The sequence below is a fragment of the Croceicoccus gelatinilyticus genome, assembly GCF_018398395.1.
Taxonomy (GTDB): Bacteria; Pseudomonadota; Alphaproteobacteria; order Sphingomonadales; family Sphingomonadaceae; genus Croceicoccus; species Croceicoccus gelatinilyticus.
On the sequence record NZ_JAHCBF010000004.1, the window covers coordinates 136,252 to 157,524 of the forward strand.

A 21,273-nucleotide genomic window follows, 5' to 3' on the forward strand; every position below is an offset into this window, starting at 1 on the left:
CAGCCGTGTCCTTTTCCGCGATTCAACGCCGCGAGCACCAAGAGTTCGCGGCCCCTTCCCGATGAGCCGAAGGCCCTGACAGGTCAGAATATGTCGAGTGAGGAGATATCGAGGATCGTCACGAACACCATAAGGCTCAGAACAAGAGCCAGCCCCGTGCGGAAAGCCAGTTCCTGGCCCCGCGGTGAAACCGGCCGGCGGCGAACGGCCTCGATCGCGTAAAAAGCGAGGTGCCCGCCGTCGAGGACGGGGATTGGCAGGAGGTTAATGAATGCCAAGTTAATTGAGATCATGGCGACGAAGCCGATGTAGGCATACCAGCCCTGGATCAGCTGTTCGCCCGAGTATTTCGCGATCTTGACCGGCCCGCCCAGTTCGTCGAGCGAGCGCCTGCCGGTAATGATCTGCCACAGGCCGACCGCCGACATCTTCATGATCGCGTAAGTCTGTGAAACACCCTCGCCCACGGCCTCTACCGGCCCAACCTCGTCCACGCGCACTTCGCGGGCCCCGATGCCGAGGCGGCCCATGCGGAACTCATTGCCGAAGCGGTCGACCTCGACATGGGTGCCCAGCGTGATGTCCGCGCTCTTTTCCTCGCCTTCGTGGAGCCAGGTGACGCTGACCGTCTCACCCGGATAGGCCATGACCGACTGCTGGATGTCCTCGAAGCTGTCGATGGTGGTACCGTCGAGCGTCAGGATGCGGTCGCCAAGGTCGATCCCGGCTGTGGCGGCAGGCGATTCTTCGAGGATTTCGCCCACGATCGGTTCGGCAACGACTTTGCCGAACGCCATCATGAAACCGGCGATGATGACGATCGCGACGATCAGGTTGGTGACCGGCCCTGCCGCGACGATCGCTGCGCGCGCGCCCAGCCCCTTGGCCTGGAAGGTCTGGTTCCGCTCTTCCTCGGGCAGTTCCAGCCACTCGTCCGTGGGCTGGCTGGCGGGGTTCATATCGCCCGCGAATTGCACATAGCCGCCCAGCGGCAGGGCCGAGAGCTTCCAGCGCGTGCCGCGCTTGTCGGTAAAGCCTGCGACTTCCTTGCCGAAGCCGACGGAGAACGCCTCGGCCTTCACGCCGAAGAAGCGGCCGACGAGATAGTGCCCCAGTTCGTGCACGACGACGAGCGGCGCCAACACGACGATGAAGCCGATGATCGCGGTCAGAAGATTAGGACTGTCGAACATTTCAGACGCGTTCCAGCAATTCCCCGGCACGGCGCCGTGCCTCGGCATCGGCGGCGATGACTTCATCGAGAGTCTTCGGCGCAGACGGAATGCCCAGGCTGAGGACCTGTTCGCACTGTGCCACAATTCGCGTGAACTTGATCTTACCGGCAAGAAAAGCGGCCACGGCCACTTCGTTCGCGGCATTGAGGACGGCAGGCGCGGCCCCGCCCGCCTCTGCGCATTCGCGCGCGACGCGGGTGGCGGGGAACAGGTCCTCGTCCGGTGCGCGGAACGTCAGCGTGCCGATGGCGGCAAGGTCCAGCGGCGCGCAGGGCGTATCCATACGCTGCGGCCATGCCAGAGCCGAGGCGATGGGCACGCGCATGTCCGAAGGGCCAAGCTGCGCCAGCGTGGAGCCGTCGCGGTATTCGACCATCGAGTGCACGATCGACTGCGGGTGGACGATGACGCGCAGACGCTCCAGCCCGACGGGGAAGAGGTGATAGGCCTCGATGAATTCAAGCCCCTTGTTCATCATCGTGGCGGAATCGACGCTGATCTTCGCGCCCATGTCCCAGTTCGGGTGCGCCACGGCCTGCGCAGGCGTTGCAGCCTCGATCTGGTCGCGCGTCGCATCGCGGAACGGGCCGCCGCTGGCCGTCAGCGTAATCCAGCGCACATTGGCCAGATCCTCGCCCTGAAGGCACTGGAAGATCGCGTTGTGTTCGGAATCGACCGGCAGCAGCGTTGCGCCATGCTTGGCAACGGCCGCGGTCATGACCTCGCCCGCGCTGACCAGCGCTTCCTTGTTGGCAAGCGCGATGGTCCCGCCCTGCTCGATCGCGGCCATCGTGGGGGCCAGCCCTGCGCAACCGACGATAGCGGCGACGGTAATGTCGGCCCCGCGCGCTGCGGCTTCGTTCAGGGCAGTAGGTCCGCCAGCCGCCTCGATCCCGCTTCCGGCAAGCGCGTCGCGCAATTCGGGCAGACAGCTCTCGTCACCGACGACGGCGACTTCGGCCTCGAACTCACGGGCGAGCTTCGCCAGTTCGACCGCGCTGCAATTCGCGGTCAGCGCGACGACGCGCCAGTCCGCGCGGTTGTGGCGGATGAGGTCGAGCGTGGAAGCGCCGACCGAACCCGTCGCGCCCAGAACCGTAATGCTGCGCGTCATGTGGCGACCTGTGCCAGCACGCCGATCAGGATCGCGACCGGAAGCATCCCGTCCACGCGGTCGAATACGCCGCCATGGCCGGGGATCAGGGTCGAGCTGTCCTTCACCTTGGCGCGGCGCTTCATCCAGCTCTCGAAGAAGTCGCCCGCTTGCGCCAGGACGGCCAGAACCGCGCCCGCCGCGATGGCCGAGGCGATGAGTTCAGGCCCGCCGAACATGACGAAGTAGGTATCGTGCGCCGCCCCGCTGGTGACCGCATCGCCCATCCCCGTCGCCCACATGTGCGACGTGAACATGAAGAGCAGGAGCGCCAGCGTCGCGCCGACAACGCCGCCGCCCAGCCCCGCCCAGGTCTTGGACGGACTGATGGCAGGGGCAATCTTGGGGCCGCCGATGGTGCGGCCTGCGAAATAGGCGAACGTGTCGACGAAGGCGGTAACAAGGATCGCGAAGACGACCAGCATCGAAGGCATGGTGACCATGAGGTAGGCCGCAGCGCCCATGTAGACTGCGCCCGCAAGCATCCAGACCAGCGATTTCACACCGGAAAACCCGAGCTCCGCCGACATGCGCCGGACGATACGCTGCCATTCCCAGTATGCCGCGCCCGCGACCAGAACGATCAGCGCATCGAGCAGCAAGCCTCCGACCCACAGGCAGATCGCAGCAACGGCGACCATGACGACCGCAGAAATCGCACGCGCGCCAAGGTCGGTATTGCGCGGACCTTCGGGACGGACATGACCGGGCTCTACCGGCCCCGGCTGTTCAGCGTCCGCCATAGCGGCGCTCCCGTCCTGAAAAATGGTCCAGCGCCTCGCGGAAGTGCGCGGGGCTGAAATCGGGCCAGAGCACGTCGGTGAAGTAAAGCTCGGCATAGGCCGCCTGCCACAGCAGGAAGTTCGACAGGCGCACTTCCCCGCTCGTGCGGATCAGCAGGTCAAGCGGCGGCATCCCCGCCGTGTCGAGATGGCGCGCGATGGCCTCCTCGGTAATCTCGCCCTCTGCCGCCGCAGCCCGCGCCGCGCGCACGATTTCGGCCTGCGCGCCATAGTTCAGCGCGATGGCCAGCGTGACCTTGTCGTTGCCCGCCGTACGCGCCAGCGCACCATCGATCAGTTCGACCGCCTCATCATCGAATACCGAGTAATCGCCCACGATCTTCAGCTTCACCCCGGCCTCGGCGATCTCGTCCAGATCGTTGCGGATGAAGTGCTTCATGAGCGCGGTCAGGTCCGCGATCTCGTCAGCGGGGCGCCCCCAGTTCTCGGTGCTGAAGGCATAGAGCGTCAGCGCCTCGACCGGGTTCTCGCGCAAGCTGCGCACGAGGTTGCGGACCGCCTCGACGCCCTTCTTGTGGCCCATCGCGCGCGGCAGCAGGCGCTTTTTCGCCCAGCGCCCGTTGCCGTCCATGATAATCGCGACATGGCGCGGACCGCCACGCGGCCCCGCGCCTGAACCGGACGCCGGCGCCTTCGAGGGCGCGGAACTGCTCACTGGGTGAGAATTTCCTTTTCCTTCGCCTCTGCGGCCTTGTCGGCCTCGGCGACGTACTTGTCGGTCAGCTTCTGGACCTCGTCCTCGGAACGCTTGCGATCGTCCTCGGAGATTTCCTTCTTCTTCTCGTCTTCCTTGAGCGATTCCATGCCGTCACGGCGCACGTTGCGGATCGCGATCTTGGCCTGCTCGGCATATTTGCCGGCAAGCTTGGCAAGGTCCTTGCGGCGCTCTTCGGTAAGGTCGGGCATCGGCAGGCGCAGGGTCTGGCCGTCGATCATCGGGTTAAGGCCGAGGTTCGCGTGGGCAATGCCCTTTTCGACCGCGATGACGTTCGACTTGTCCCACACCTGCACCGACAGCATCCGCGGTTCAGGGGCGGAAACAGTCGCCACCTGGTTCAGCGGCATCATCGCGCCATAGACCTCGACCACGACGGGATCGAGCAGCGAGACGTTGGCGCGGCCCGTGCGCAGGCCGGAAAGATCGCCCTTCAGCGATTCGACGGCGCCGTTCATGCGGCGTTCGATGTCGGCCTTGTCGTATTTGGCCATGATCGGTCCTCTCTAGTTCAAGCTTCAGGCCCGGCGCAGTTCGGTCCGGACGATGGTCTGGGTGCCTTCCCCGGAAAGAACGCGGGCAAGATTGCCGCGTTCGCGGATGGAGAAGACGACGATGGGGATGTCGTTGTCGCGGCACAAGGCCACGGCGCTTGCGTCCATGACCTTGAGGTTGTCGGCAAGGACAGTGTCGTAATCGATGTGTTCGAAGCGCGTCGCGGTCGGATCCTTCTTGGGATCGGCGTTATAGACACCGTCGACGCTGGTGCCCTTGAACAGGGCGTCGCACTTCATTTCGGCAGCACGCAGCGCGGCGCCGGAATCGGTGGTGAAATAAGGTGCGCCCACGCCCGCTGCAAAGATCACGACGCGGCCCTTTTCAAGGTGCCGTTCGGCGCGGCGGCGGATCACCGGCTCGCAGACCTGATCCATCTGGATCGCCGACTGCACGCGCGTTTCCACGCCCAGCTTTTCGAGCGCGGCCTGCATGGCCAGCGCGTTCATTACGGTCGCCAGCATGCCCATATAGTCGGCCTGTGCGCGGTCCATGCCCTGCGCTGCGCCCGCCATGCCGCGGAAGATATTGCCGCCGCCGATGACGAGACAGATTTCGAGCCCCGTTTCCTTCGCCGCCTTCACTTCCTCGGCCAGCTTGGCGACGAAGTCGGTATCGATGCCGAACTGCTGATCGCCCATCAGCACCTCGCCCGAAAGTTTCAGGAGAATACGCTTGGTGTCGGCAAGAAGCATGGCAGGAACGGTTCTCGAATTGGTGAGGAGCCGCCATGCCTTAGTGTCGCGCGCCGCCAATGCCAAGCGCGCTTTGCCTGAAATCACCTCATCGGCGCAGCGCTATGCCGCACAGACTACTGCGCGGCGCGGCGCCCTTTCGCCCAGCGCCACAGGCCCCAGACGATCGCGATGTTGAGCAGCGGGGCCAGCACCATAGGTAGCGGACCTGCCAAACCTATCCGGTCAAGCAGGAGGTTCCACGGCAGGCCCAGCGGCAGAAGGAACACGCCTGCAAGCGGATCCTGTTCCTGCCCGAAGAGGCCGAACGTACCGATGATCAGCAGTGCAAGCGCCGCGAGATAGAGCACGACATAGATACCCAAGAGCCACTTCATCGCAGCAAGTCCCCCGCCACCAAACGTGATGGCGGGGGCATAGCAGGTATCAGGCCGCTTCGGTAAGGGGGCCGCCGATGCTGCATGCCATGTCGACGCCGAGCACGTGGGCAACGCGGCCCATCGCCATCCATGCAGCGGTGGCATAAGTCAGCTCGACGATCTCGGCATCGGAAAGATGCTGCTTGAGCTCGGCCCAGAACGCCTCGTCACTGGCAAGGCCCTGCGGGTCCTGACCCATGCGCTGCGAATAGCGGACCGCGATCCGTTCGCGATCGGAAAGCGCCGAAAGATCGCCGTTCAGGACGGCCTGGTACATCGCCTCGTCGGGATGCTCGTCCTGTTCCAGAACGCCGGCGTCGAGCCCGATCGCGCGCAGGTCGCGTTCCGAGCGCCAGTTCTTGCATACGACGCAGCCGTTGATGACGGCGGTAGCAATCCGGCACGCCTCGAACATGCGCAGGGGCAGTTTTGAAAATCGATAAGGCGACATGGCGAAACCGTCCGCCGCCTTGATGATCTCGGGCGAATACTGGGCCGCAAGGCTCGGAATCGGGGAATCGGGCTGTGGGTCGAGTGCTACTCGCATGATGCTCTCTCCGGTAAGCGGGGGCCTTATGCGCCTCTTCCGGGCGGGGCCCTCTCATCGGGCGGCGCATCGCCGCTCCGTTCGACGGGCAAGGCTACGCAGCAGCGCCAAAGAGTCAATCATGTTTGTTTTTTACTGAGAGCTATTCCTCACGGCTCTCGATAAGGTCCGCAGCCAGCCAGAGGATGCCGACATTGATCGCCGGGACCAGCATGGCCGCGACCGATCCGGTCGTCGTTTTCGGATCGAAGAACATGTTCCACGGCAAGCCGATGTAATAGAGAAACCTGCTGGCGAGCGTTTCCTCGCCAGCCCCGGTCGTGCCGATGTACCCCACGGTCGCAGCCAGATCGAGCCCGAGCGCGACGAGATAGACAGCGGTGAAAAGCCGAACGAGCCACTTCATGATCGTTCCCCCGAACGACCGCGACCCTGAGCTTGATCATACGCGCACTGCACGCAAAGAAAAAGGGCCGGGAAACCCGCAGGTCTCCCGGCCCCAATTCGAATTTTCGCCTGCGAAAGGCGGGAAGGATCAGCCGCCGACGGCAGCTGCGACTTCTGCTGCGAAGTCGCTTTCTTCCTTCTCGATGCCTTCGCCGAGCTGGAAGCGGACATAGTCCTTCAGCACGATCTTCGCGCCTGCATCCTTGCCGGCCTGGTCGACGACCTGCTGGATCGGGGTCTTGTTGTCCATGACGAAGACCTGCGACAGCAGTGCGTTTTCCTTGGCGTACTTGTTGACGGCACCCTCGACCATCTTTTCCTGCACGTTTTCGGGCTTGCCGCTTTCGGCAGCCTTTTCGCGGGCGATCGCACGCTCACGCTCGATCACTTCGGCGTCGAGGCCGTCAGCGGTCAGCGCCTGCGGGAAAGCGGCAGCGATGTGCATCGCAAGCTGCTTGCCAAGCGTTTCGAGAACGTCGGTCGCAGCTTCGGATTCGAGAGCGACGAGAACGCCGATCTTGCCGAGGTTCGGAGCAGCAGCGTTGTGCATGTAGGGGACGACGACGCCCTGTTCGACCGAGATGGTCTTCATGCGGCGAACCTGCTGGTTTTCACCGATCGTGGCGACGTTGTCGGTCAGCTTGTCCGAAACGGTGCCGCCGCCCGGATAGGCAGCAGCCTTCAGCGCTTCGACATCGTCGCCGTCAACGCCAAGGGCAACTTCGGTCGTCTTGCGCACGAAGTCCTGAAACTGGTCGTTCTTGGCAACGAAGTCCGTTTCCGAGTTAACTTCGACGGCAACGCCCTTGGTGCCTTCGACGGCCACGCCGACGAGGCCCTCTGCCGCGGTGCGGCTGGACTTCTTGGCAGCGGCAGCAAGGCCCTTGGCGCGCAGGAAGTCGACTGCGGCTTCCATGTCGCCGTCGGTCTCGGTCAGAGCCTTCTTGCAATCCATCATGCCCGCGCCGGTCTTCTCGCGCAGGGTCTTCACGTCAGCGGCGGTGTAAGCCATCGCGTCGTTCCTTTTTCAATTGGTTGTGCAGCCGGGTGGCAGCAACTGCGACCCGGCGCACGAAACAGCAAAACATGACGGGGTCGTGACGCATCCGGTGCGTCCGGCCCCGTCAGAAGCCCTCAAGGCCTCAGGCGGTTGCTTCTTCAGCAGCCGGCTCTTCCATGGCGCCCATGTCGACACCCGAATCGGCCACGCCCTTGTTGCCGCCCTGACGGGCAGCATCGGCGATCGCGTCGCAGTACAGGCGAACGGCGCGCGAAGCGTCGTCGTTGCCCGGAACCGGGAAAGCGATGCCCGACGGATCGACGTTGGTGTCGAGCACGGCGACAACCGGAATGCCAAGGGTGTTGGCTTCCTTGATGGCCAGCTCTTCCATGTTGGCGTCGATCACGAACATCACGTCCGGAATGCCGCCCATGTCACGGATACCGCCAAGCGAAAGCTCGAGCTTGTCCCGCTTGCGGGTCATGTCGAGGATTTCCTTCTTGGTCAGGCCCGAAGTGTCGCCCGACAGCTGCTCCTCAATGGTCTTCAGCTTCTTGATCGACTTCGAAACGGTCTGCCAGTTGGTGAGCATGCCGCCCAGCCAACGGTGGTTCACGAAGTACTGACCGCACGAAAGAGCGGCTTCGCGGATCGGATCCTGCGCCTGGCGCTTGGTGCCGACGAAGAGAACCTTGCCGCCGGCCTGCGTGGTGGCCGAGACGAAGTCGAGCGCGCGCTGGAACAGCGGGACGGTCTGCGACAGGTCGATGATGTGCACGCCGTTGCGCGAGCCGAAGATGTACGGCTTCATGCGCGGGTTCCAGCGGTGGGTCTGGTGGCCGAAGTGTGCGCCGGCCTCGATCAATTGCTGCATCGTGACGCCAGTGGACGCCATAGTCATTTCCTTTCCGGTTGAGCCTCTGGAAGACGGATGACCGCGGCGGCGCTTGGCCCGACCGTGGCACCGGTATGTGTGCCTTCCATGTGGATTTCGCCTGCACCTCCAAGAATCGGAAAATCCGAATCTCTTGGCACAGACGCGGGCGCCCTTAGCGCGGGTAATGGCAAAAGGAAACCCCCGCGCCACAAAGCCTGTACTACAAGGCCATGTTACGGTGCGAGAGCCGCTCCACGCTTGACAGATTAGAACAGAAAGAGAACAAAGCGAATCAGGAAGACTACTTAACCGAGTCGCTTTCCCATCGGCGCCCGCATCCTTTAGCGGAACGGGCGGTGGAACAAAAGGGGGTCATACAATGTCGGGCATCATTTCCGGTCTGGTCGCATTCTTCTTCGTCGCCGCTGCCATGGGTGGCTGCGTGCTCGTCGGAAGCCTATTGTTCGACCTGATCCCGGTCCTGCGCGATGGCGACGATCGCCTGCGCCAGCCGCTTGTCTTTCCCGAAGTAAGCGAAAAGCCGGCTGTCCGCGCACCGGCGAATGTCTATCGCCTCGCCCCGACTGGACGGGTCTCGCTTCCCGCTACTACGCCGTTGCGCGCTGCCGCTTGACCTTCGCGTAACGGAACACGCCGACGGGTAGCAGCAGCAGGTAGATTACCGAGACTGCAACCAGCGTCCACCAAGGCTCAAGGAACAGGAACGCGCCCAGCAGGCCGACGAGGGCAATCAGTTCGAGCCGGACCGACCGGCTCGGCTTGATCGAAGTCCAGCTGAGTGTCGCAAGGTTCGAGATCATCAGGAACGCGGTCACGATCACCCACGGGAACACCAGCCAGGGATCGCGGAAGAGATCGAGTTCGGTCGCCTTCCACAGATAGAGCGGCAGGAACGCGACGCCTGCGCCGACAGGCGCGGGAATGCCGGTGAGGAATCCGGCCGACTTGTGCGGCTGTTCCTCTTCATCGATCTGCGCGTTGAAGCGCGCAAGCCGCAACATGCAGCACAGGGCCAGCGCCAGCGCGGCAAACCAGCCAAATCGCGGCAGATCCTGCAACGACCATGCGAAAAGGATAAGCGCCGGAGCGACACCGAAGGAGAGCGAGTCTGCGAGACTGTCGAGTTCTGCCCCGAAACGGCTCTGCGCCTTCAGAAGGCGTGCGATACGCCCGTCGATACCATCGAGCGTCCCTGCAACCAGAACGGCGAGCACGGCGCGGTCCCAGTCACCCGCCATGCCGAAACGAATACCGGTAAGCCCGATGCAAAGCGCCGCTGCGGTGATAGCGTTGGGCACGACTGCGCGCATGGTCAGCCCGCGAGACCGTCGCGCAGGAACAGCGCGTTCGCCGTGCGTGACACGCGGACCCACATCACCGGGTTCAGCCATGCGATCGTCGTCGAGTTCCGTCACAGGCGAACCCCTTCCAGCATCGGTGTTGCGCCGACTTCGGCAAGCACGGTTTCACCCGCGACGGTCTTTTGACCCTTGAGCACTTTCGGTTCTGTCCCTGCTGGAAGATAGACGTCGACGCGGCTTCCGAAGCGGATCAGCCCGACCCGCTGGCCAGCACCGACCATGTCGCCGGGTTTCACGAACGGAACGATCCGCCGCGCGATCAGTCCCGCGATCTGCGTGAAGCCGACCTGCACGCCGTCCTGCCGTTCAACGAGGAAGTGCTGACGCTCGTTGTCCTCACTCGCCTTGTCGAGATCGGCATTGAGGAACTTGCCGGGAATATAGACCACCCGGCGAACGGTGCCCGCGATGGGCGAGCGATTGATGTGAACATCGAACACGCTCATGAAAATGGATACGCGCGTGACTGGTTCCGAAGACATGCCGCGGGACTCGCCGCCATCGTCCATCTGCAGCTCGGGCGGCGGAGGCACTTGCGTGATCAGCGTGACGAGCCCGTCGGCAGGCGCGACGATGGCGTTTTCGTCCTGCGGCACGATGCGCTGCGGATCGCGAAAGAACGCCAGCACACCCAGCGTCAGGAAGGCGAGCGGCCAGGCGAGCGTCTCCCAGGCCATGATCGCGCAGCCGAAAGATGCAGCCGCCGTAATCAGGCCGAACTTGCGGCCTTCGGGATGGATCGTGGGCCAGCTCCAGCCAGCCTCGCCGCGTCCGCGATTGTCGAGAATTTCTCCTGCCATCGCCGCTGTCTAGGCGGCTGGGCTGCACGCGGCAAGCCAACTCGGTCGAACCCCCTCGCCGCTCGCCTTCCAACGAACGTCCAATAGAACCGCTGATAAGCGATACGATAATGCGTTTGCATTTTAATTAAGGCATCCTTATTAGAGTCGCAAAAGAGAGTGGGAGGATGTAATGAAACTGGAAAATTCGAAGGGATCCGTGCGCGCTGCCAAAGGCCTTTTCCTGAGCACTTCGTTGATCTGGGCGATGCCCGCACTGGCTCAGGACGCAGGTGACGAAGAGGCCAAGTCGCTCGACACGAACGCCATCGTCGTCACCGCACAGCGCCGAGCGCAGAGGCTGGAGGAAGTCCCTCTCGCCATTACCGCACAGACCGGAGCGCAGTTGAGCGAGGCTGGCGTCGACGACATCCGCGATCTCGGCAATGTCGTGCCGGGCCTGACTTTCACCACGCAGGGCGCGTTCGCCGCCCCTACGATCCGCGGCGTCCAGTCCACCGTCGCCATCGCAGGTGCGGATTCGCCGGTCGCGATCTACGTCGACGGGGTCTATCAGCCCAACCAGCTCGCCAACGTATTCGAGCTTGCCGACATCGAACGGCTCGAAGTGCTGAAAGGACCGCAAGGCACGCTGTTCGGCCGTAACGCGACCGCCGGCGCCGTCGTGATCCACACCAAGAAGCCCAGCTTCACGACGACCGGATCGATCGAGGTAAGCGAAGGGCTATTCTTCGGCGGAAGCGCGAAGACCTCTACCGACACGACGGTAAAGGGTTTCGTTTCGGCTCCGCTCGTCCCCGACGTCGTCGCGGCAAGCCTTTCGGGCTTTTACGAATACATCGACGGCTATCTGACCGACGACCGCACAGGAAATCGCACCGGGCGCGTCGACAAGTGGAACCTCGGCCTCAAGTTCCTGATCCAGCCTGCCGACAATCTAGAATTCCTCGTCAGCGGATCGATGAGCGACAGGACCGACTTCGCCGCGATGGCGACCCAGCCGCTGGACGGGAACTCGAACTCGCAGTTCTATCCCGACGCGGTCGTCCCGACCGAACCGTGGCACGTCGCCACCGAGCTTGAACGCGGTGGGAACCCGACGCGCACCAAGCACAAGGCGCTGTCTCTGAAGGGCACGCTCGACCTCGACGATGTCGGCACCCTTACCTCGATCACCGCGTGGCAGGACATCAAGGCCCGCATCACGGTCGACATCGACGCGGCCTATTCACCGCAGTGCACGGCCGTCTTCGCCTGCATCCTATACGACGAGGACTATCCCGAAGAGACATTCCAGCAGGAATTGTCCTTCGCGTCGGAACAGTTCGGCGCCTTCAGCTTCGTGGCGGGCGCATTCTATTACCGCGACAGCCACTTCATGGGCAACGGCATCCAGCCGCTCCTGCGCGCCGACGGCAGCGTCGACCCCAGCGAGACTTATGCGGTCGAATTCGATTCCACGATCAAGACCCGCGCCTGGGCCGCGTTCGGCGAAGTGAACCTCGACGTCAGCGATAGCCTGCACCTTATCGGCGGGCTTCGTTACAGCCGCGAAAAGCGGTTCGGCATCGGCGATGCAGTACCCTACTTCCCGACGACCGGCGCGGTCATTTCGGATTCGTGGACGCCGCGACTTTCGGTCCGCTACGACGTGACGCCCGACTGGAACGTCTATGCGACATATTCGAAGGGCTTCAAAAGCGCGGTGCTCGACACCACCGGCCAGTCAAACAACTTCGCCGCGCCCGAGACGATCACCAGCTACGAGATCGGCGCGAAGGGCAATTTCGACGTCTTCTCGTTCTCGCTCGCCGCGTTCTACTATGACTACACCGACCTGCAGGTGCAGTTCTTCGACGGCAGCGCGACGATCCTCGCCAATGCCGCCGATGCGACGATCTATGGCCTCGACGGCGAATTCACGGTCGATCTAAGCGACGACTTCAGCCTGCGCGCGGTCGGTTCATGGCTGCCCGAGGCGAAGTACGATACCTTTGAAAACGGCGTCGCCTTTGCCCTTCCCAATACGCCCGGCGGTATGAGCCAGGTCGTGCTCGATGCCAGCGGCGAACGTTTGCTGAAGGCAGCCAAGTTCGCCGGCTCGCTGGCGCTCAGCTACGAAGGGACGCTCGGTTCGGGCGAGATGGACGGCAACCTGACGGTCGCCCATTCCAGCTCCTATGCCTTCGACCTTCTTGGCCGCGTGAAGACCGGACCCTACACCACCGTCAACGCGCAGCTTGGCTATCGCCCCGGCGGCGGGCCGCTGCGCCTTGCCGTCTATGGCAAGAACATCACGAACGAGGCCTATTTCACCAGCGCGCTGCTGGGCAATCAGGCGGATGCGCCGGTCTATGCGCCGCCGCGCCAGATGGGTGTCAGGCTGCAGTATGATTTCTGAGGTCGTGACGGGGCGTGCGCTGGCTGCGCGCGCGCCCTCATTTCGCAGCAAGACCGGTCAGCAGCGTCTCCACGAACGTGCGCGCCTGTTCTTCGACATCGACTGGCCTGCCGGCAAGCGAGGTACGCATGGCCACGTGCTCCAAACCGCCGAACAGCATGTCGCGCACCATCGGCGCATCGAGGTCGGCGCGAAGTTCGCCTGTCACGATCCCTTCGTCGACCGCATCGACGACGGTATTCGCGAACTTGCGGTTGAGCTTGTGCAGCGGCGATCCGGCATAGTCCTGCCAGCGCAGTTCCTGATAAAAAACGCGGTGGAGGCGCGGCGTATCGTCCATGCCGCGCAAATAGCTCGTGGCGATGAGGACCAGCCGGTCCTGCGCCGTGGTCGCGCCCTCCAGCCTCGCCAGCAGGTTCGTGATGAAAGGCTCGGCCCACTCGGTCAGGACCTGGTTGATCAGCGCCTGCTTGCTCTCGAAATAGCGATAGACGAGCGCTTCGGACACGTGGGCGCGGGCCGCGATGCGCGCCATCGACACGCCCGACAGCCCCTTGGCTTCCAGCATCTCGCGCGCCGCCGCGATGATCTCGGTCGGGCGGTCGTTCTTCCGCCTGCGCCAGGCAGGGCCATCCTTGGTCGTATCGGGCGACGGCTGCGTCGACATGCGTGGAAAGTGGCCTCCGAAGCGGGACAGGTCAAAGCGCCTTATTTCATTCGCGGTGCGAAATTGGCAAGTTCGCCTGCGGAACAATGCCGGAAGGGACGTGCTGAATGAGCCAATTTCCGATGACGCTGGCATCGGGGACATTCCGCCTCGATGCCGTGCTCGACGACAGGACAAGGCTCAGTTGCCGCTCGGACACCCGTTCGGGCAGCGAGGCGCATCCGATCTTCGCGTTCGTCGCGGCGCTGCGCGGGGCCGGCACCTCGATCGAGACGCTGTGCGAGCTATGCGGCTGTTCGATCGCTGACGGGCCGGTCCTTGCCTCCTGCGACATCGAATATCTCGCCCCGATGCCGGTGGACGAGACCTACCGCGTCGACGCCCGCATTGCCGAGCGGATCGAGAAGCCCAGCCGCCGGTTCGGGCAGGCGGTGCACGCCTTCGTCGAGTTCTCGATCGGACGCGGCGAAGACGAATGCGCCAGAGTGCGTCTCCACATCATCATGCCGAGGAGTGCCGATCATGGATGAAGGACCTTCGTGGAAGCTCGATGACGTTTCCGCATCCGAAATGGTGTTCTGGGCGGACCTGCTGGATGATCCCAATCCGATCCATTCGGACCCCGAGGCGGCGCGGCGGCTGGGGTTCGGCAACAGGACGGTGAACCCGGGGCCGGTGAACCTTGCCTATGTGCTGAACCTCATTGCGCAGGAATGCGGCGGGACCCCCCCTTCGCGGATCACGGCGCGGTTCCTCGGCAACGTGATGGCAGGCGACGACGTGACCGCGACGCTTGTCGAGCAGACCGATAATGGCGGGTCGGCGGTCCTGACGCGAAACGGCGACGAGGTCGTGCTGCAGGCGGATTTCACCATGCCCGGAAAGCCAGCGTCATGATGGCGGGCGCGACGATCTTCGGGCTCATCGAGACCCGCGCCTGTGCCGATCCCGCCGCGATCGCGCTGGACGACGGGTCGGTCGAGCTGTCCTATGGCGCGCTGGTCGATCAGGTCGGGGAGATCTCTGCCGGACTGGCGTCACTGGGCGTTGCGCGGGGCGACCGTGTGGCGATCCTGTCCGAGAATTCGATGCGCTACACGCTGCTGCAACTGGCCTGCGCGCGCATCGGGGCGATTGCCGCGTGCCAGAACTGGCGTTTGTCGGTGGAGGAATTGCAGCACTGCGTTTCGCTGGTCGAACCGAAACTGCTGCTCTTTTCCGAACGCTATCGCGAGGTGGCCAGCGCCATCGCCCCTGCGTGCCCCGCAATACCGATGGCCGATGTCCCGCACGCCGACCCGATGCCCGCCAAGGCGCAGAGCGACGATCCCTGGCTCATCATCTATACCAGCGGAACGACGGGGCTGCCCAAGGCCGCTGTCATATCGCAGCGCGCCGAGATCGCGCGGATGTGCACGCTGCGGCTCGACCTCGGGCTGGAGAAGTCGGACGGCTTCATCGCCTGGGCCCCGATGTTCCACATGGGCGGGACCGAGCATACGATGGCAACGCTGATGGCTGGCGGGCGCGCCTTCGTGATCGACGGCTACGACCCGCAGCGCATCGCGGACATCCTTGCGCGCCATCCCATCGGCTGGCTCCTGCTGGTGCCCTCGACGATCATGCCGCTGGTCGATGCGATCAAGGCGGGCGAGACCGCGCCGCGTTCGATCAAGGCGGTTGGCTGCATGGCGGACCTGTGCCCCGAGGCGGAAGTGGCCGCGGCCATCGAGACGCTTGGCGCGCCCTACCTCAACAGCTTCGGCGCGACGGAGACCGGCCTTGGCCCGCTGTCGGGCAATCTGGTCCGGACGCGGTCGGATACCACGGACCTCTCGAAGGATCTCAGTTCGCTTTACGAACTGCGCATTGCGGACGAGAGCGGCGCGCCGTGCGGTCACGGCACCGTCGGCGAAGCGCTTGTGCGCGGGCCTTGCCTGTTCGACGGGTACTGGAATGCGGACGCCGCCAATGCCGAGGCGTTCCGCGACGGCTGGTTCCGCATGGGCGATCTGTTTTCGCAGCGTTTCGACGGGCGCTTCGAATATGCGGGCCGGTCGAAATACCTGATCAAGTCGGGCGGCGAGAACATCTATCCGGCCGAAATCGAGCGGGTGCTGTTGTCCGACCCCCGCGTCGAACAGGCGGTCGTCGTCAGGCAGGCCGACGAGCGCTGGGGCGAGGTTCCTGTCGCGATCCTCGTCGCATCGGGAATGACCGAGGACGAGGCCCGCACCATGCTCGAAGCGCGACTGGCGCGCTACAAGCTACCCCGCCGCTATATCTTCGTGGAGGAGCGGGACCTCGGCCTCAACGTCAGCGGCAAGGCCGACCGGACAGCCCTCGAAAACCGGCTCGAGGAACTGGCCGGCGCGTGATCAGGCGATAGGCAGGCTGGCGAAGTCGGGGTGATCGGTCCCCGTCGCGCCGATGGTGTTGAGCGCCGAGAGGTCGCCGGTGATCGCGGTGTCGGGCAGGTCGGTACCGGCGACAAGGATGTGCTTGCGCCCTGCGATGGCCCAGCGCCCGTCACGCTTCTCCATGCGGTCGTTGTAGAATCCGAAAAAGCCGGTGAGGCGCGAACGCTCGGTGCTTGCAACGCCATCGGTGGCTAGCGACAGGTTGTAGCCAGTCACTCGCGCGGTGTTGCCGTCGATGGCGGTGCGCAGCTGGGAAGTGAAATGCCAGCGCCGCCCCATGCTGCGCTCGACCTCCATCAGGATCGGCTTGAAATCGGCCCCGCTGCCCTTGAAAAATCCGTAGTCGATTTCGGCATCGTCCCAGAACACCCGGTCGAGCGTCGCATCGTCGAGCCAGTCCAGCGCGAGCGAATAGTCGGCAAGCACACGGGCGATCGCCTGCTCGTCTTCCAGGGTGGCAATACGCGCTTCGAGCGCGGCCAGACGGCCCTCTTCAGTCACATTCTTCTCCCGTTTTTCAGCACCGTACCGGAGCTTTTCCGGCCGCGCCACTAATTCGATTACGCGATACCATATTGATCGCCGCGACAAAATGATAATATATTATCGAATTGATTGACCCGCAGATCGTGCGGGCTGCAAACGGGAGTGCGATCAGATGACCATGGCCAGCGAGAAGTTCCGGATAGACCCCAAGGCGACCGAATGGGTCGAGCGCGGTCATGGCGTGTTCGTCGATGGCGAACTGTCGCGCGGCAGCGGCGAGGAGCTGGCCGTGATCGACCCCGCGACGGGCGACCGCATCGGGACGGTCGCCGCGGCATCTATCGCCGAAGCGGACCGCGCCGTCACCGCGGCGCGCAAGTCCTTCGACGATGGCCGCTGGCGCCTGATGGACAGCGACCAGCGCAGCCAGGTCATGTGGCGGCTGGCCGAACTTATCGCCCGCGACGGCGAGGCGCTGGCCGCGACCGAGGTACTCGACAACGGAATGCCCCTGCCCTTCGCGCAGTGGGAAGTGGACGCGATGGGTAAGTGGCTGCGCCATTTCGCGGGGATGACACGCACCATCACCGGCAGCAACGCGAGCCAGGCCATGTCATCTGAGGCGGCGGAATTCCACGCCTATTCGCGCAAGGAACCGGTCGGCGTCGCGGCACTGATCGTTCCGTGGAACGCGCCGGCGGGTAATCTCACCATCAAGCTCGCCCCTGCGCTGGCCGCAGGATGTTCGGTGGTCATCAAGCCTGCCGAGGATACCAGCGTGAGCGCGCTGCGGATCGCGGAACTGGCCAAGGAAGCGGGCGTGCCGGACGGCGTCATCAATATCGTCACCGGACGCGGGCACGACATCGGCGCTCATCTTGTCGGGCACCCCGATGTCGACAAGATCAGCTTTACCGGATCGACCGACACCGGCCGCCGCATTGCGGCGAGCGCGGGGCACGACCTGAAACGCGTCACGCTGGAACTGGGCGGCAAGTCGCCGGTAATGGTCTTCGACGATTGCGATGTCGAAACCGCGATCCCGCAAGTCGCCATGGCGATTTTCGCAAACACCGGACAAGTCTGCTTCGCAGGATCGCGGCTGTTCGTGCAGTCCGGCGTCTATGACCGCATCGTCGAGGGCGTGGCCGAATTCGCCAAAGGGCTGACCGTGGGATCGGGTTTCGAGGAAGGGGTCCTGCTCGGCCCGCTGATCTCGTCCAAACAGCTCGACCGCGTGACCGGTTTCCTGGCTTCGGGCAAACAATGCGGGGCCAGCGTCGTCACCGGCGGCGAGGCGATTTCAGGTGGCGGTTATTTTGTCGAGCCGACCGTCTTCGCCAATGTCGATGCCGACGCGCAGATCGCGCGCGAGGAAATCTTCGGGCCTGTCCTCGTCGCCAACCGCATCGACGACGAGGCAGAAATGCTGCGCCTTGCCAACGACACCCGCTATGGCCTTGGCGCGGGCATCTTCACGCGCGACGTCGGCAGGCTGCACCGGCTGGCGGCGCGGCTTCAGGCGGGGAACGTCTGGGCCAATTGCTATGGCAACGTCCACCCGACGCTGCCGTTCGGCGGTTTCAAGGCATCGGGCATCGGGCGCGAGATGGGCAACGAAGGTCTCGATGCGTTTCTCGAGACCAAGTCGGTCTATGTCGACGTGACCGCCCGTTAATCCGCCTCTGTCGCCGCGACGCGTTTCGCGGCGGCATCGGCGCGTTCCAGCGCCTCGGTCCGTGTAGGTTCGGCAAGGATGGGCGAGACCGCGAGGAAGAACGCGCTTTTCAATGCGTCGGCCACGCTTTCGTCCTTCAGCGAACGCTGCATCCAGTTGAGGAACACCGAGTATTCGAGGTCGACCTGCCGCTCGCACGTGATTGCCGGCTCGATGCGCGGATCGAGTTGTCCTGCGTCCTGCATCGCACCGAGGAAATGTTCGACCCTGCCGATCGCGACCGAACGCATGGAAAGGCGCGCGCGGGCATCGATCGTCGGGCTGAAATAGAGCTGCATGATCGCGCGGGCATATTCCGGATCGCGGTGCAGTTCGGTGACGATCCAGTCGTACTCCGCCTCGACCGCGTCGAACGACTTGGGCCGGCCTACGTCCTCCAGATGGTCTGCGATACCGTCCATGTGCTCGACAATGGACTGGTAGATCACGCCTTCCTTGCTTTCGAAGCTGCGGTAGATCGTGCTGGGCGCGACTTCGGCCAGTTCGCTGAGCCGGTTGATCGTCATCGCCTCGACCCCGCCTTCGGCAAGGATCTGGTGCGCGAATTTCAGGATACGGACGCGCCGTTCCGCCATGCGGGGACTGTCGTATCGGGTGCGCTGGCTGGTGCCCGTCTGTTCGGATGTGATCGCATTCATCGTCTGAGACCCTAGCATGAATGGCGCGTTCCACCACCCAGATAACCCTTGCTTTAAAGCGTGGCTCACTTAAAACGATAACGAGATTGCGTTTTGACGCAGCACTGAGAGAGGTTGAGTGATGCTGAAGGCCTATTTGCGCCGTGCAGGCAGGGTCGTGCCCACGGGAATCTGCGCCGGATTGGGTGCCCTGTTGCTGGCAGGATGTTCGACGTCCGAAGCCGCGCCCGATGCCGACAATGGCTGGCCGACACATGGCGGAAACTACGCCGAACAGCGTTACGGGACGAGCGACCAGATCTCTGCCGCGAACGTCGGCGGCTTGAAGCTGGCCTGGTATCACGACCTTTCGACCAGCCGCGGACAGGAGGCGACCCCGCTGATCGTCGACGGCGTGCTTTACACCACCACCGCATGGAGCATGGCGGTCGCCGTCGATGCCGCGACGGGCGAGGAACTGTGGAGCTACGATCCCGAAGTGCCGGGCGAAGTCGCCATCCGCGCCTGTTGCGACGTGGTGAACCGCGGTCCGGCCTATGCTGCGGGCAAACTGTTCATCTCAACGCTCGACGGCAGGCTCATCGCGCTCGACGCCAAGTCGGGCGAGCCGGTCTGGACGACGATGACGGTCGACGCCGACAAGGACTATACGATCACCGGCGCACCACGTGCGGCGGCGGGGCTGGTCTATATCGGCAACGGCGGCGCGGAACTGGGTGTGCGCGGCTATGTTTCCGCCTACGATCAGGAAACGGGCGAACTCGCATGGCGGTTCTACACCGTGCCGGGCGATCCGAACGTGAAGGACGGCGCAGCCTCGGACGAGATCATCGAGAAACTGGCGCGCAAGACATGGTCGGGCGATGCCTATTACGAATTCGGCGGCGGCGGCACGGTCTGGGATTCAATCGTCTATGACGAGGATCTCGATCGTATCTACATCGGTACCGGCAACGGCAGCCCGTGGACCCACACGACCCGTTCCGAGGGCAAGGGCGACAACCTGTTCCTGTCCTCGATCGTCGCGCTCGACGCGAAGACCGGCAAGTACGTCTGGCACTATCAGGAAGTGCCGGCGGAAAACTGGGACTTCACCGCGACCCAGCAGATCGTGCTCGACACGATCGAGTGGGAAGGAAAGCCGCGGCAGGTGATCCTCCACGCGCCGAAGAACGGCTTCTTCTATGTCATCGACCGCACCGACGGCACTCTGCTGAGCGCGGAGAAATTCGCCGATGCAAACTGGGCCGACCATATCGACATGGAAACCGGCAGGCCGGTAGAGGCCGAAGGCGCGCGATACGAGGACGCCCCCTTCCTTGCCAGCATCGGCGGCAGCGGCGCGCACAACTGGCACCCGATGTCGTGGGACCCGGTGAACCGCGTCATGTACATTCCGGCGCAGCAGGTGCCGTTCCTTTACGTGAAGGACCGCAAGTTCAAGTACACGCCGGGTACGTGGAACCTTGGCGTCGACATGCTCTCGACCCCGCTTCCAGAAACGCCGACCGACATCGCGGCGATGAAGGAAGCGCTGCAGGGCTCGCTGCTGGCCTGGGACCCGATCGCACAGAAGGAAGTCTGGCGCGTGCCGCACGGTGCTCCGTGGAACGGCGGCGCGCTGGCGACTGCGGGCGGACTGGTTTTCCAGGGCCTCGCCGATGGCACCTTCCGCGCCTACAACAGCAAGGACGGGTCCGAGCTCTGGAAGTTCGACGCGCAGTCGGCGATCCTCGGCGGGCCGGTCAGCTATACCCTGAACGGCAAGCAGTACATCGCGGTCATGGCTGGGAACGGCGGCGGCTTCCCGCTGACACTGCCGCAGTTCGACGGGCCGAAGCCTGCGTTGAACGGGCGCATCCTCGCCTTCACGCTCGACGGTGCGGCCAAGCTTCCGGCCAAGCCGACCGAGCTTGCCCCGCTCAACCCCGACAGCGCGAAGTTCAGCGACCAGCAGGTCGCAACGGGCAAGGCGAAGTTCGCCGCGAACTGCGCCTCGTGCCACGGCATGGGAACGCTGTCGGCAGGCATCGTGCCCGATCTGAAACGCTCGGCCGCGCTCTCCGATGCGGACCTGTGGCAGGAAATCGTGATCGGCGGATTGCTGCAGCAACGCGGCATGGTCAGCTTCAAGCAGCGGCTGAGCCCGCAAGAAGCCGAATCGATTCGCGCCTACGTCAGCAGCGAAGCGGCGAGGCGCATAGCCCCCTGACAGCTCGAAGTCGACGCGCCATCACGCCGCGCGACACAAATCGTGCGGCGTGAACCGTCGTATCTGCGCTATGTCTGAAGGGT

23 protein-coding genes are annotated in these 21,273 nt (G+C 63.9%); 7 read left to right on the forward strand and 16 right to left on the reverse strand.

Features of this window, described 5'->3' with window-relative positions:
• Positions 1-83: 83 nt before the first annotated feature.
• The 11 genes from rseP to rpsB form a co-directional block, all read right to left on the reverse strand.
• Complete coding sequence (gene rseP / locus KIH45_RS10060) at positions 84-1,193, reverse strand: RIP metalloprotease RseP (RefSeq protein ID WP_213175874.1); 1,110 nt, start codon at positions 1,191-1,193, stop codon at positions 84-86.
• Position 1,194: 1 nt separating this feature from the next.
• Positions 1,195-2,349, reverse strand: coding sequence for a 1-deoxy-D-xylulose-5-phosphate reductoisomerase (gene dxr, locus KIH45_RS10065; RefSeq protein WP_213175875.1), 1,155 nt, complete (start codon positions 2,347-2,349; stop codon positions 1,195-1,197).
• Positions 2,346-3,131 carry a phosphatidate cytidylyltransferase gene (locus tag KIH45_RS10070; RefSeq protein WP_213175876.1) on the reverse strand — a complete coding sequence of 262 codons (786 nt, stop codon included), beginning with the start codon at positions 3,129-3,131 and terminating at the stop codon, positions 2,346-2,348. The genes dxr and KIH45_RS10070 overlap by 4 nt, the downstream gene beginning before the upstream one ends.
• A complete protein-coding gene (gene uppS / locus KIH45_RS10075) occupies positions 3,118-3,762 on the reverse strand; it encodes a polyprenyl diphosphate synthase (RefSeq protein WP_225899848.1) in 645 nt (214 codons plus the stop codon). Before uppS ends, KIH45_RS10070 begins: the two co-directional genes overlap by 14 nt.
• 80 nt (positions 3,763-3,842) lie before the next feature.
• Entirely contained in the window at positions 3,843-4,400 is a 558-nt protein-coding gene (frr, locus tag KIH45_RS10080; protein ID WP_213175878.1) for a ribosome recycling factor, read from the reverse strand.
• 24 nt (positions 4,401-4,424) lie between these two features.
• Positions 4,425-5,156, reverse strand: coding sequence for a UMP kinase (pyrH, locus tag KIH45_RS10085; protein ID WP_213175879.1), 732 nt, complete (start codon positions 5,154-5,156; stop codon positions 4,425-4,427).
• 116 nt (positions 5,157-5,272) lie between these two features.
• On the reverse strand, positions 5,273-5,533 hold the full coding sequence (locus KIH45_RS10090) for a hypothetical protein (protein ID WP_213175880.1): 261 nt from the start codon (positions 5,531-5,533) through the stop codon (positions 5,273-5,275).
• A gap of 49 nt (positions 5,534-5,582) precedes the next feature.
• Complete coding sequence (locus tag KIH45_RS10095) at positions 5,583-6,122, reverse strand: carboxymuconolactone decarboxylase family protein (protein WP_213175881.1); 540 nt, start codon at positions 6,120-6,122, stop codon at positions 5,583-5,585.
• 142 nt (positions 6,123-6,264) lie between these two features.
• Entirely contained in the window at positions 6,265-6,528 is a 264-nt protein-coding gene (locus KIH45_RS10100) for a hypothetical protein (protein ID WP_213175882.1), read from the reverse strand.
• Positions 6,529-6,657: 129 nt separating this feature from the next.
• A complete protein-coding gene (gene tsf, locus KIH45_RS10105) occupies positions 6,658-7,581 on the reverse strand; it encodes a translation elongation factor Ts (protein WP_213175883.1) in 924 nt (307 codons plus the stop codon).
• A gap of 130 nt (positions 7,582-7,711) precedes the next feature.
• Positions 7,712-8,464, reverse strand: a complete 753-nt coding sequence (gene rpsB / locus KIH45_RS10110; RefSeq protein WP_213175884.1) for a 30S ribosomal protein S2 — start codon at positions 8,462-8,464, stop codon at positions 7,712-7,714.
• A gap of 361 nt (positions 8,465-8,825) precedes the next feature.
• Here rpsB and KIH45_RS10115 point away from each other — a divergent pair, with 361 nt between their 5' ends.
• Complete coding sequence (locus KIH45_RS10115) at positions 8,826-9,080, forward strand: hypothetical protein (protein WP_213175885.1); 255 nt, start codon at positions 8,826-8,828, stop codon at positions 9,078-9,080.
• Here KIH45_RS10115 and KIH45_RS10120 read toward each other — a convergent pair.
• Together KIH45_RS10120 and KIH45_RS10125 are read right to left on the reverse strand one after the other, a co-directional pair.
• Positions 9,055-9,858 carry a CDP-alcohol phosphatidyltransferase family protein gene (locus KIH45_RS10120; RefSeq protein WP_213176105.1) on the reverse strand — a complete coding sequence of 268 codons (804 nt, stop codon included), beginning with the start codon at positions 9,856-9,858 and terminating at the stop codon, positions 9,055-9,057. The two genes, KIH45_RS10115 and KIH45_RS10120, sit on opposite strands and share 26 nt — an antisense overlap.
• 20 nt (positions 9,859-9,878) lie before the next feature.
• On the reverse strand, positions 9,879-10,628 hold the full coding sequence (locus KIH45_RS10125; protein WP_213175886.1) for a phosphatidylserine decarboxylase: 750 nt from the start codon (positions 10,626-10,628) through the stop codon (positions 9,879-9,881).
• A 172-nt stretch (positions 10,629-10,800) separates the two neighbouring features.
• Between KIH45_RS10125 and KIH45_RS10130 the strand changes: the two genes are divergently transcribed.
• The gene (locus KIH45_RS10130) at positions 10,801-13,029 is read left to right on the forward strand and encodes a TonB-dependent receptor (protein WP_213175887.1); all 2,229 of its coding nucleotides are present in this window, start codon (positions 10,801-10,803) and stop codon (positions 13,027-13,029) included.
• Positions 13,030-13,066: 37 nt separating this feature from the next.
• Here KIH45_RS10130 and KIH45_RS10135 read toward each other — a convergent pair whose 3' ends face one another.
• Positions 13,067-13,696, reverse strand: coding sequence for a TetR/AcrR family transcriptional regulator (locus KIH45_RS10135; RefSeq protein WP_213175888.1), 630 nt, complete (start codon positions 13,694-13,696; stop codon positions 13,067-13,069).
• Positions 13,697-13,803: 107 nt separating this feature from the next.
• Here KIH45_RS10135 and KIH45_RS10140 point away from each other — a divergent pair, with 107 nt between their 5' ends.
• The 3 genes from KIH45_RS10140 to KIH45_RS10150 are packed head-to-tail and all read left to right on the forward strand — an operon-like array spanning position 13,804 to position 16,074.
• Positions 13,804-14,226: a hypothetical protein gene (locus KIH45_RS10140; RefSeq protein ID WP_213175889.1), complete on the forward strand. Its 423-nt coding sequence runs from the start codon at positions 13,804-13,806 to the stop codon at positions 14,224-14,226.
• Positions 14,219-14,593, forward strand: coding sequence for a MaoC family dehydratase (locus KIH45_RS10145; RefSeq protein ID WP_213175890.1), 375 nt, complete (start codon positions 14,219-14,221; stop codon positions 14,591-14,593). Before KIH45_RS10140 ends, KIH45_RS10145 begins: the two co-directional genes overlap by 8 nt.
• Complete coding sequence (locus KIH45_RS10150; protein ID WP_213175891.1) at positions 14,590-16,074, forward strand: class I adenylate-forming enzyme family protein; 1,485 nt, start codon at positions 14,590-14,592, stop codon at positions 16,072-16,074. The genes KIH45_RS10145 and KIH45_RS10150 overlap by 4 nt, the downstream gene beginning before the upstream one ends.
• On the opposite strand, the gene KIH45_RS10155 is transcribed toward KIH45_RS10150, so the two are convergent.
• The gene (locus KIH45_RS10155; RefSeq protein ID WP_213175892.1) at positions 16,075-16,617 is read right to left on the reverse strand and encodes a nuclear transport factor 2 family protein; all 543 of its coding nucleotides are present in this window, start codon (positions 16,615-16,617) and stop codon (positions 16,075-16,077) included.
• A gap of 157 nt (positions 16,618-16,774) precedes the next feature.
• Between KIH45_RS10155 and KIH45_RS10160 the strand changes: the two genes are divergently transcribed.
• Positions 16,775-18,280 carry an aldehyde dehydrogenase family protein gene (locus KIH45_RS10160; RefSeq protein ID WP_225899819.1) on the forward strand — a complete coding sequence of 502 codons (1,506 nt, stop codon included), beginning with the start codon at positions 16,775-16,777 and terminating at the stop codon, positions 18,278-18,280.
• Here KIH45_RS10160 and KIH45_RS10165 read toward each other — a convergent pair.
• Positions 18,277-18,978, reverse strand: coding sequence for a TetR/AcrR family transcriptional regulator (locus KIH45_RS10165; RefSeq protein ID WP_213175893.1), 702 nt, complete (start codon positions 18,976-18,978; stop codon positions 18,277-18,279). The two genes, KIH45_RS10160 and KIH45_RS10165, sit on opposite strands and share 4 nt — an antisense overlap.
• A gap of 121 nt (positions 18,979-19,099) precedes the next feature.
• Between KIH45_RS10165 and KIH45_RS10170 the strand changes: the two genes are divergently transcribed.
• A complete protein-coding gene (locus KIH45_RS10170; protein ID WP_213175894.1) occupies positions 19,100-21,190 on the forward strand; it encodes a PQQ-dependent dehydrogenase, methanol/ethanol family in 2,091 nt (696 codons plus the stop codon).
• The last annotated feature ends 83 nt before the right edge of the window (positions 21,191-21,273 follow it).

Bases quoted from the DNA above. Each gene is read 5' to 3' on its own strand.
- KIH45_RS10115 (WP_213175885.1), top strand. From the start codon at position 8,826: ATGTCGGGCATCATTTCCGGTCTGGTCGCATTCTTCTTCGTCGCCGCT.
- KIH45_RS10150 (WP_213175891.1), top strand. From the start codon at position 14,590: ATGATGGCGGGCGCGACGATCTTCGGGCTCATCGAGACCCGCGCCTGT.
- dxr (WP_213175875.1), bottom strand. From the start codon at position 2,349: ATGACGCGCAGCATTACGGTTCTGGGCGCGACGGGTTCGGTCGGCGCT.
- KIH45_RS10160 (WP_225899819.1), top strand. From the start codon at position 16,775: ATGACCATGGCCAGCGAGAAGTTCCGGATAGACCCCAAGGCGACCGAA.
- KIH45_RS10140 (WP_213175889.1), top strand. From the start codon at position 13,804: ATGAGCCAATTTCCGATGACGCTGGCATCGGGGACATTCCGCCTCGAT.
- rpsB (WP_213175884.1), bottom strand. From the start codon at position 8,464: ATGGCGTCCACTGGCGTCACGATGCAGCAATTGATCGAGGCCGGCGCA.
- KIH45_RS10090 (WP_213175880.1), bottom strand. From the start codon at position 5,533: ATGAAGTGGCTCTTGGGTATCTATGTCGTGCTCTATCTCGCGGCGCTT.
- KIH45_RS10130 (WP_213175887.1), top strand. From the start codon at position 10,801: ATGAAACTGGAAAATTCGAAGGGATCCGTGCGCGCTGCCAAAGGCCTT.
- tsf (WP_213175883.1), bottom strand. From the start codon at position 7,581: ATGGCTTACACCGCCGCTGACGTGAAGACCCTGCGCGAGAAGACCGGC.
- KIH45_RS10145 (WP_213175890.1), top strand. From the start codon at position 14,219: ATGGATGAAGGACCTTCGTGGAAGCTCGATGACGTTTCCGCATCCGAA.
- KIH45_RS10170 (WP_213175894.1), top strand. From the start codon at position 19,100: ATGCTGAAGGCCTATTTGCGCCGTGCAGGCAGGGTCGTGCCCACGGGA.
- KIH45_RS10095 (WP_213175881.1), bottom strand. From the start codon at position 6,122: ATGCGAGTAGCACTCGACCCACAGCCCGATTCCCCGATTCCGAGCCTT.
- KIH45_RS10100 (WP_213175882.1), bottom strand. From the start codon at position 6,528: ATGAAGTGGCTCGTTCGGCTTTTCACCGCTGTCTATCTCGTCGCGCTC.
- frr (WP_213175878.1), bottom strand. From the start codon at position 4,400: ATGGCCAAATACGACAAGGCCGACATCGAACGCCGCATGAACGGCGCC.
- KIH45_RS10165 (WP_213175893.1), bottom strand. From the start codon at position 18,978: ATGAATGCGATCACATCCGAACAGACGGGCACCAGCCAGCGCACCCGA.
- KIH45_RS10120 (WP_213176105.1), bottom strand. From the start codon at position 9,858: ATGGCTGAACCCGGTGATGTGGGTCCGCGTGTCACGCACGGCGAACGC.
- uppS (WP_225899848.1), bottom strand. From the start codon at position 3,762: ATGGACGGCAACGGGCGCTGGGCGAAAAAGCGCCTGCTGCCGCGCGCG.
- KIH45_RS10135 (WP_213175888.1), bottom strand. From the start codon at position 13,696: ATGTCGACGCAGCCGTCGCCCGATACGACCAAGGATGGCCCTGCCTGG.
- KIH45_RS10125 (WP_213175886.1), bottom strand. From the start codon at position 10,628: ATGGCAGGAGAAATTCTCGACAATCGCGGACGCGGCGAGGCTGGCTGG.
- rseP (WP_213175874.1), bottom strand. From the start codon at position 1,193: ATGTTCGACAGTCCTAATCTTCTGACCGCGATCATCGGCTTCATCGTC.
- KIH45_RS10070 (WP_213175876.1), bottom strand. From the start codon at position 3,131: ATGGCGGACGCTGAACAGCCGGGGCCGGTAGAGCCCGGTCATGTCCGT.
- pyrH (WP_213175879.1), bottom strand. From the start codon at position 5,156: ATGCTTCTTGCCGACACCAAGCGTATTCTCCTGAAACTTTCGGGCGAG.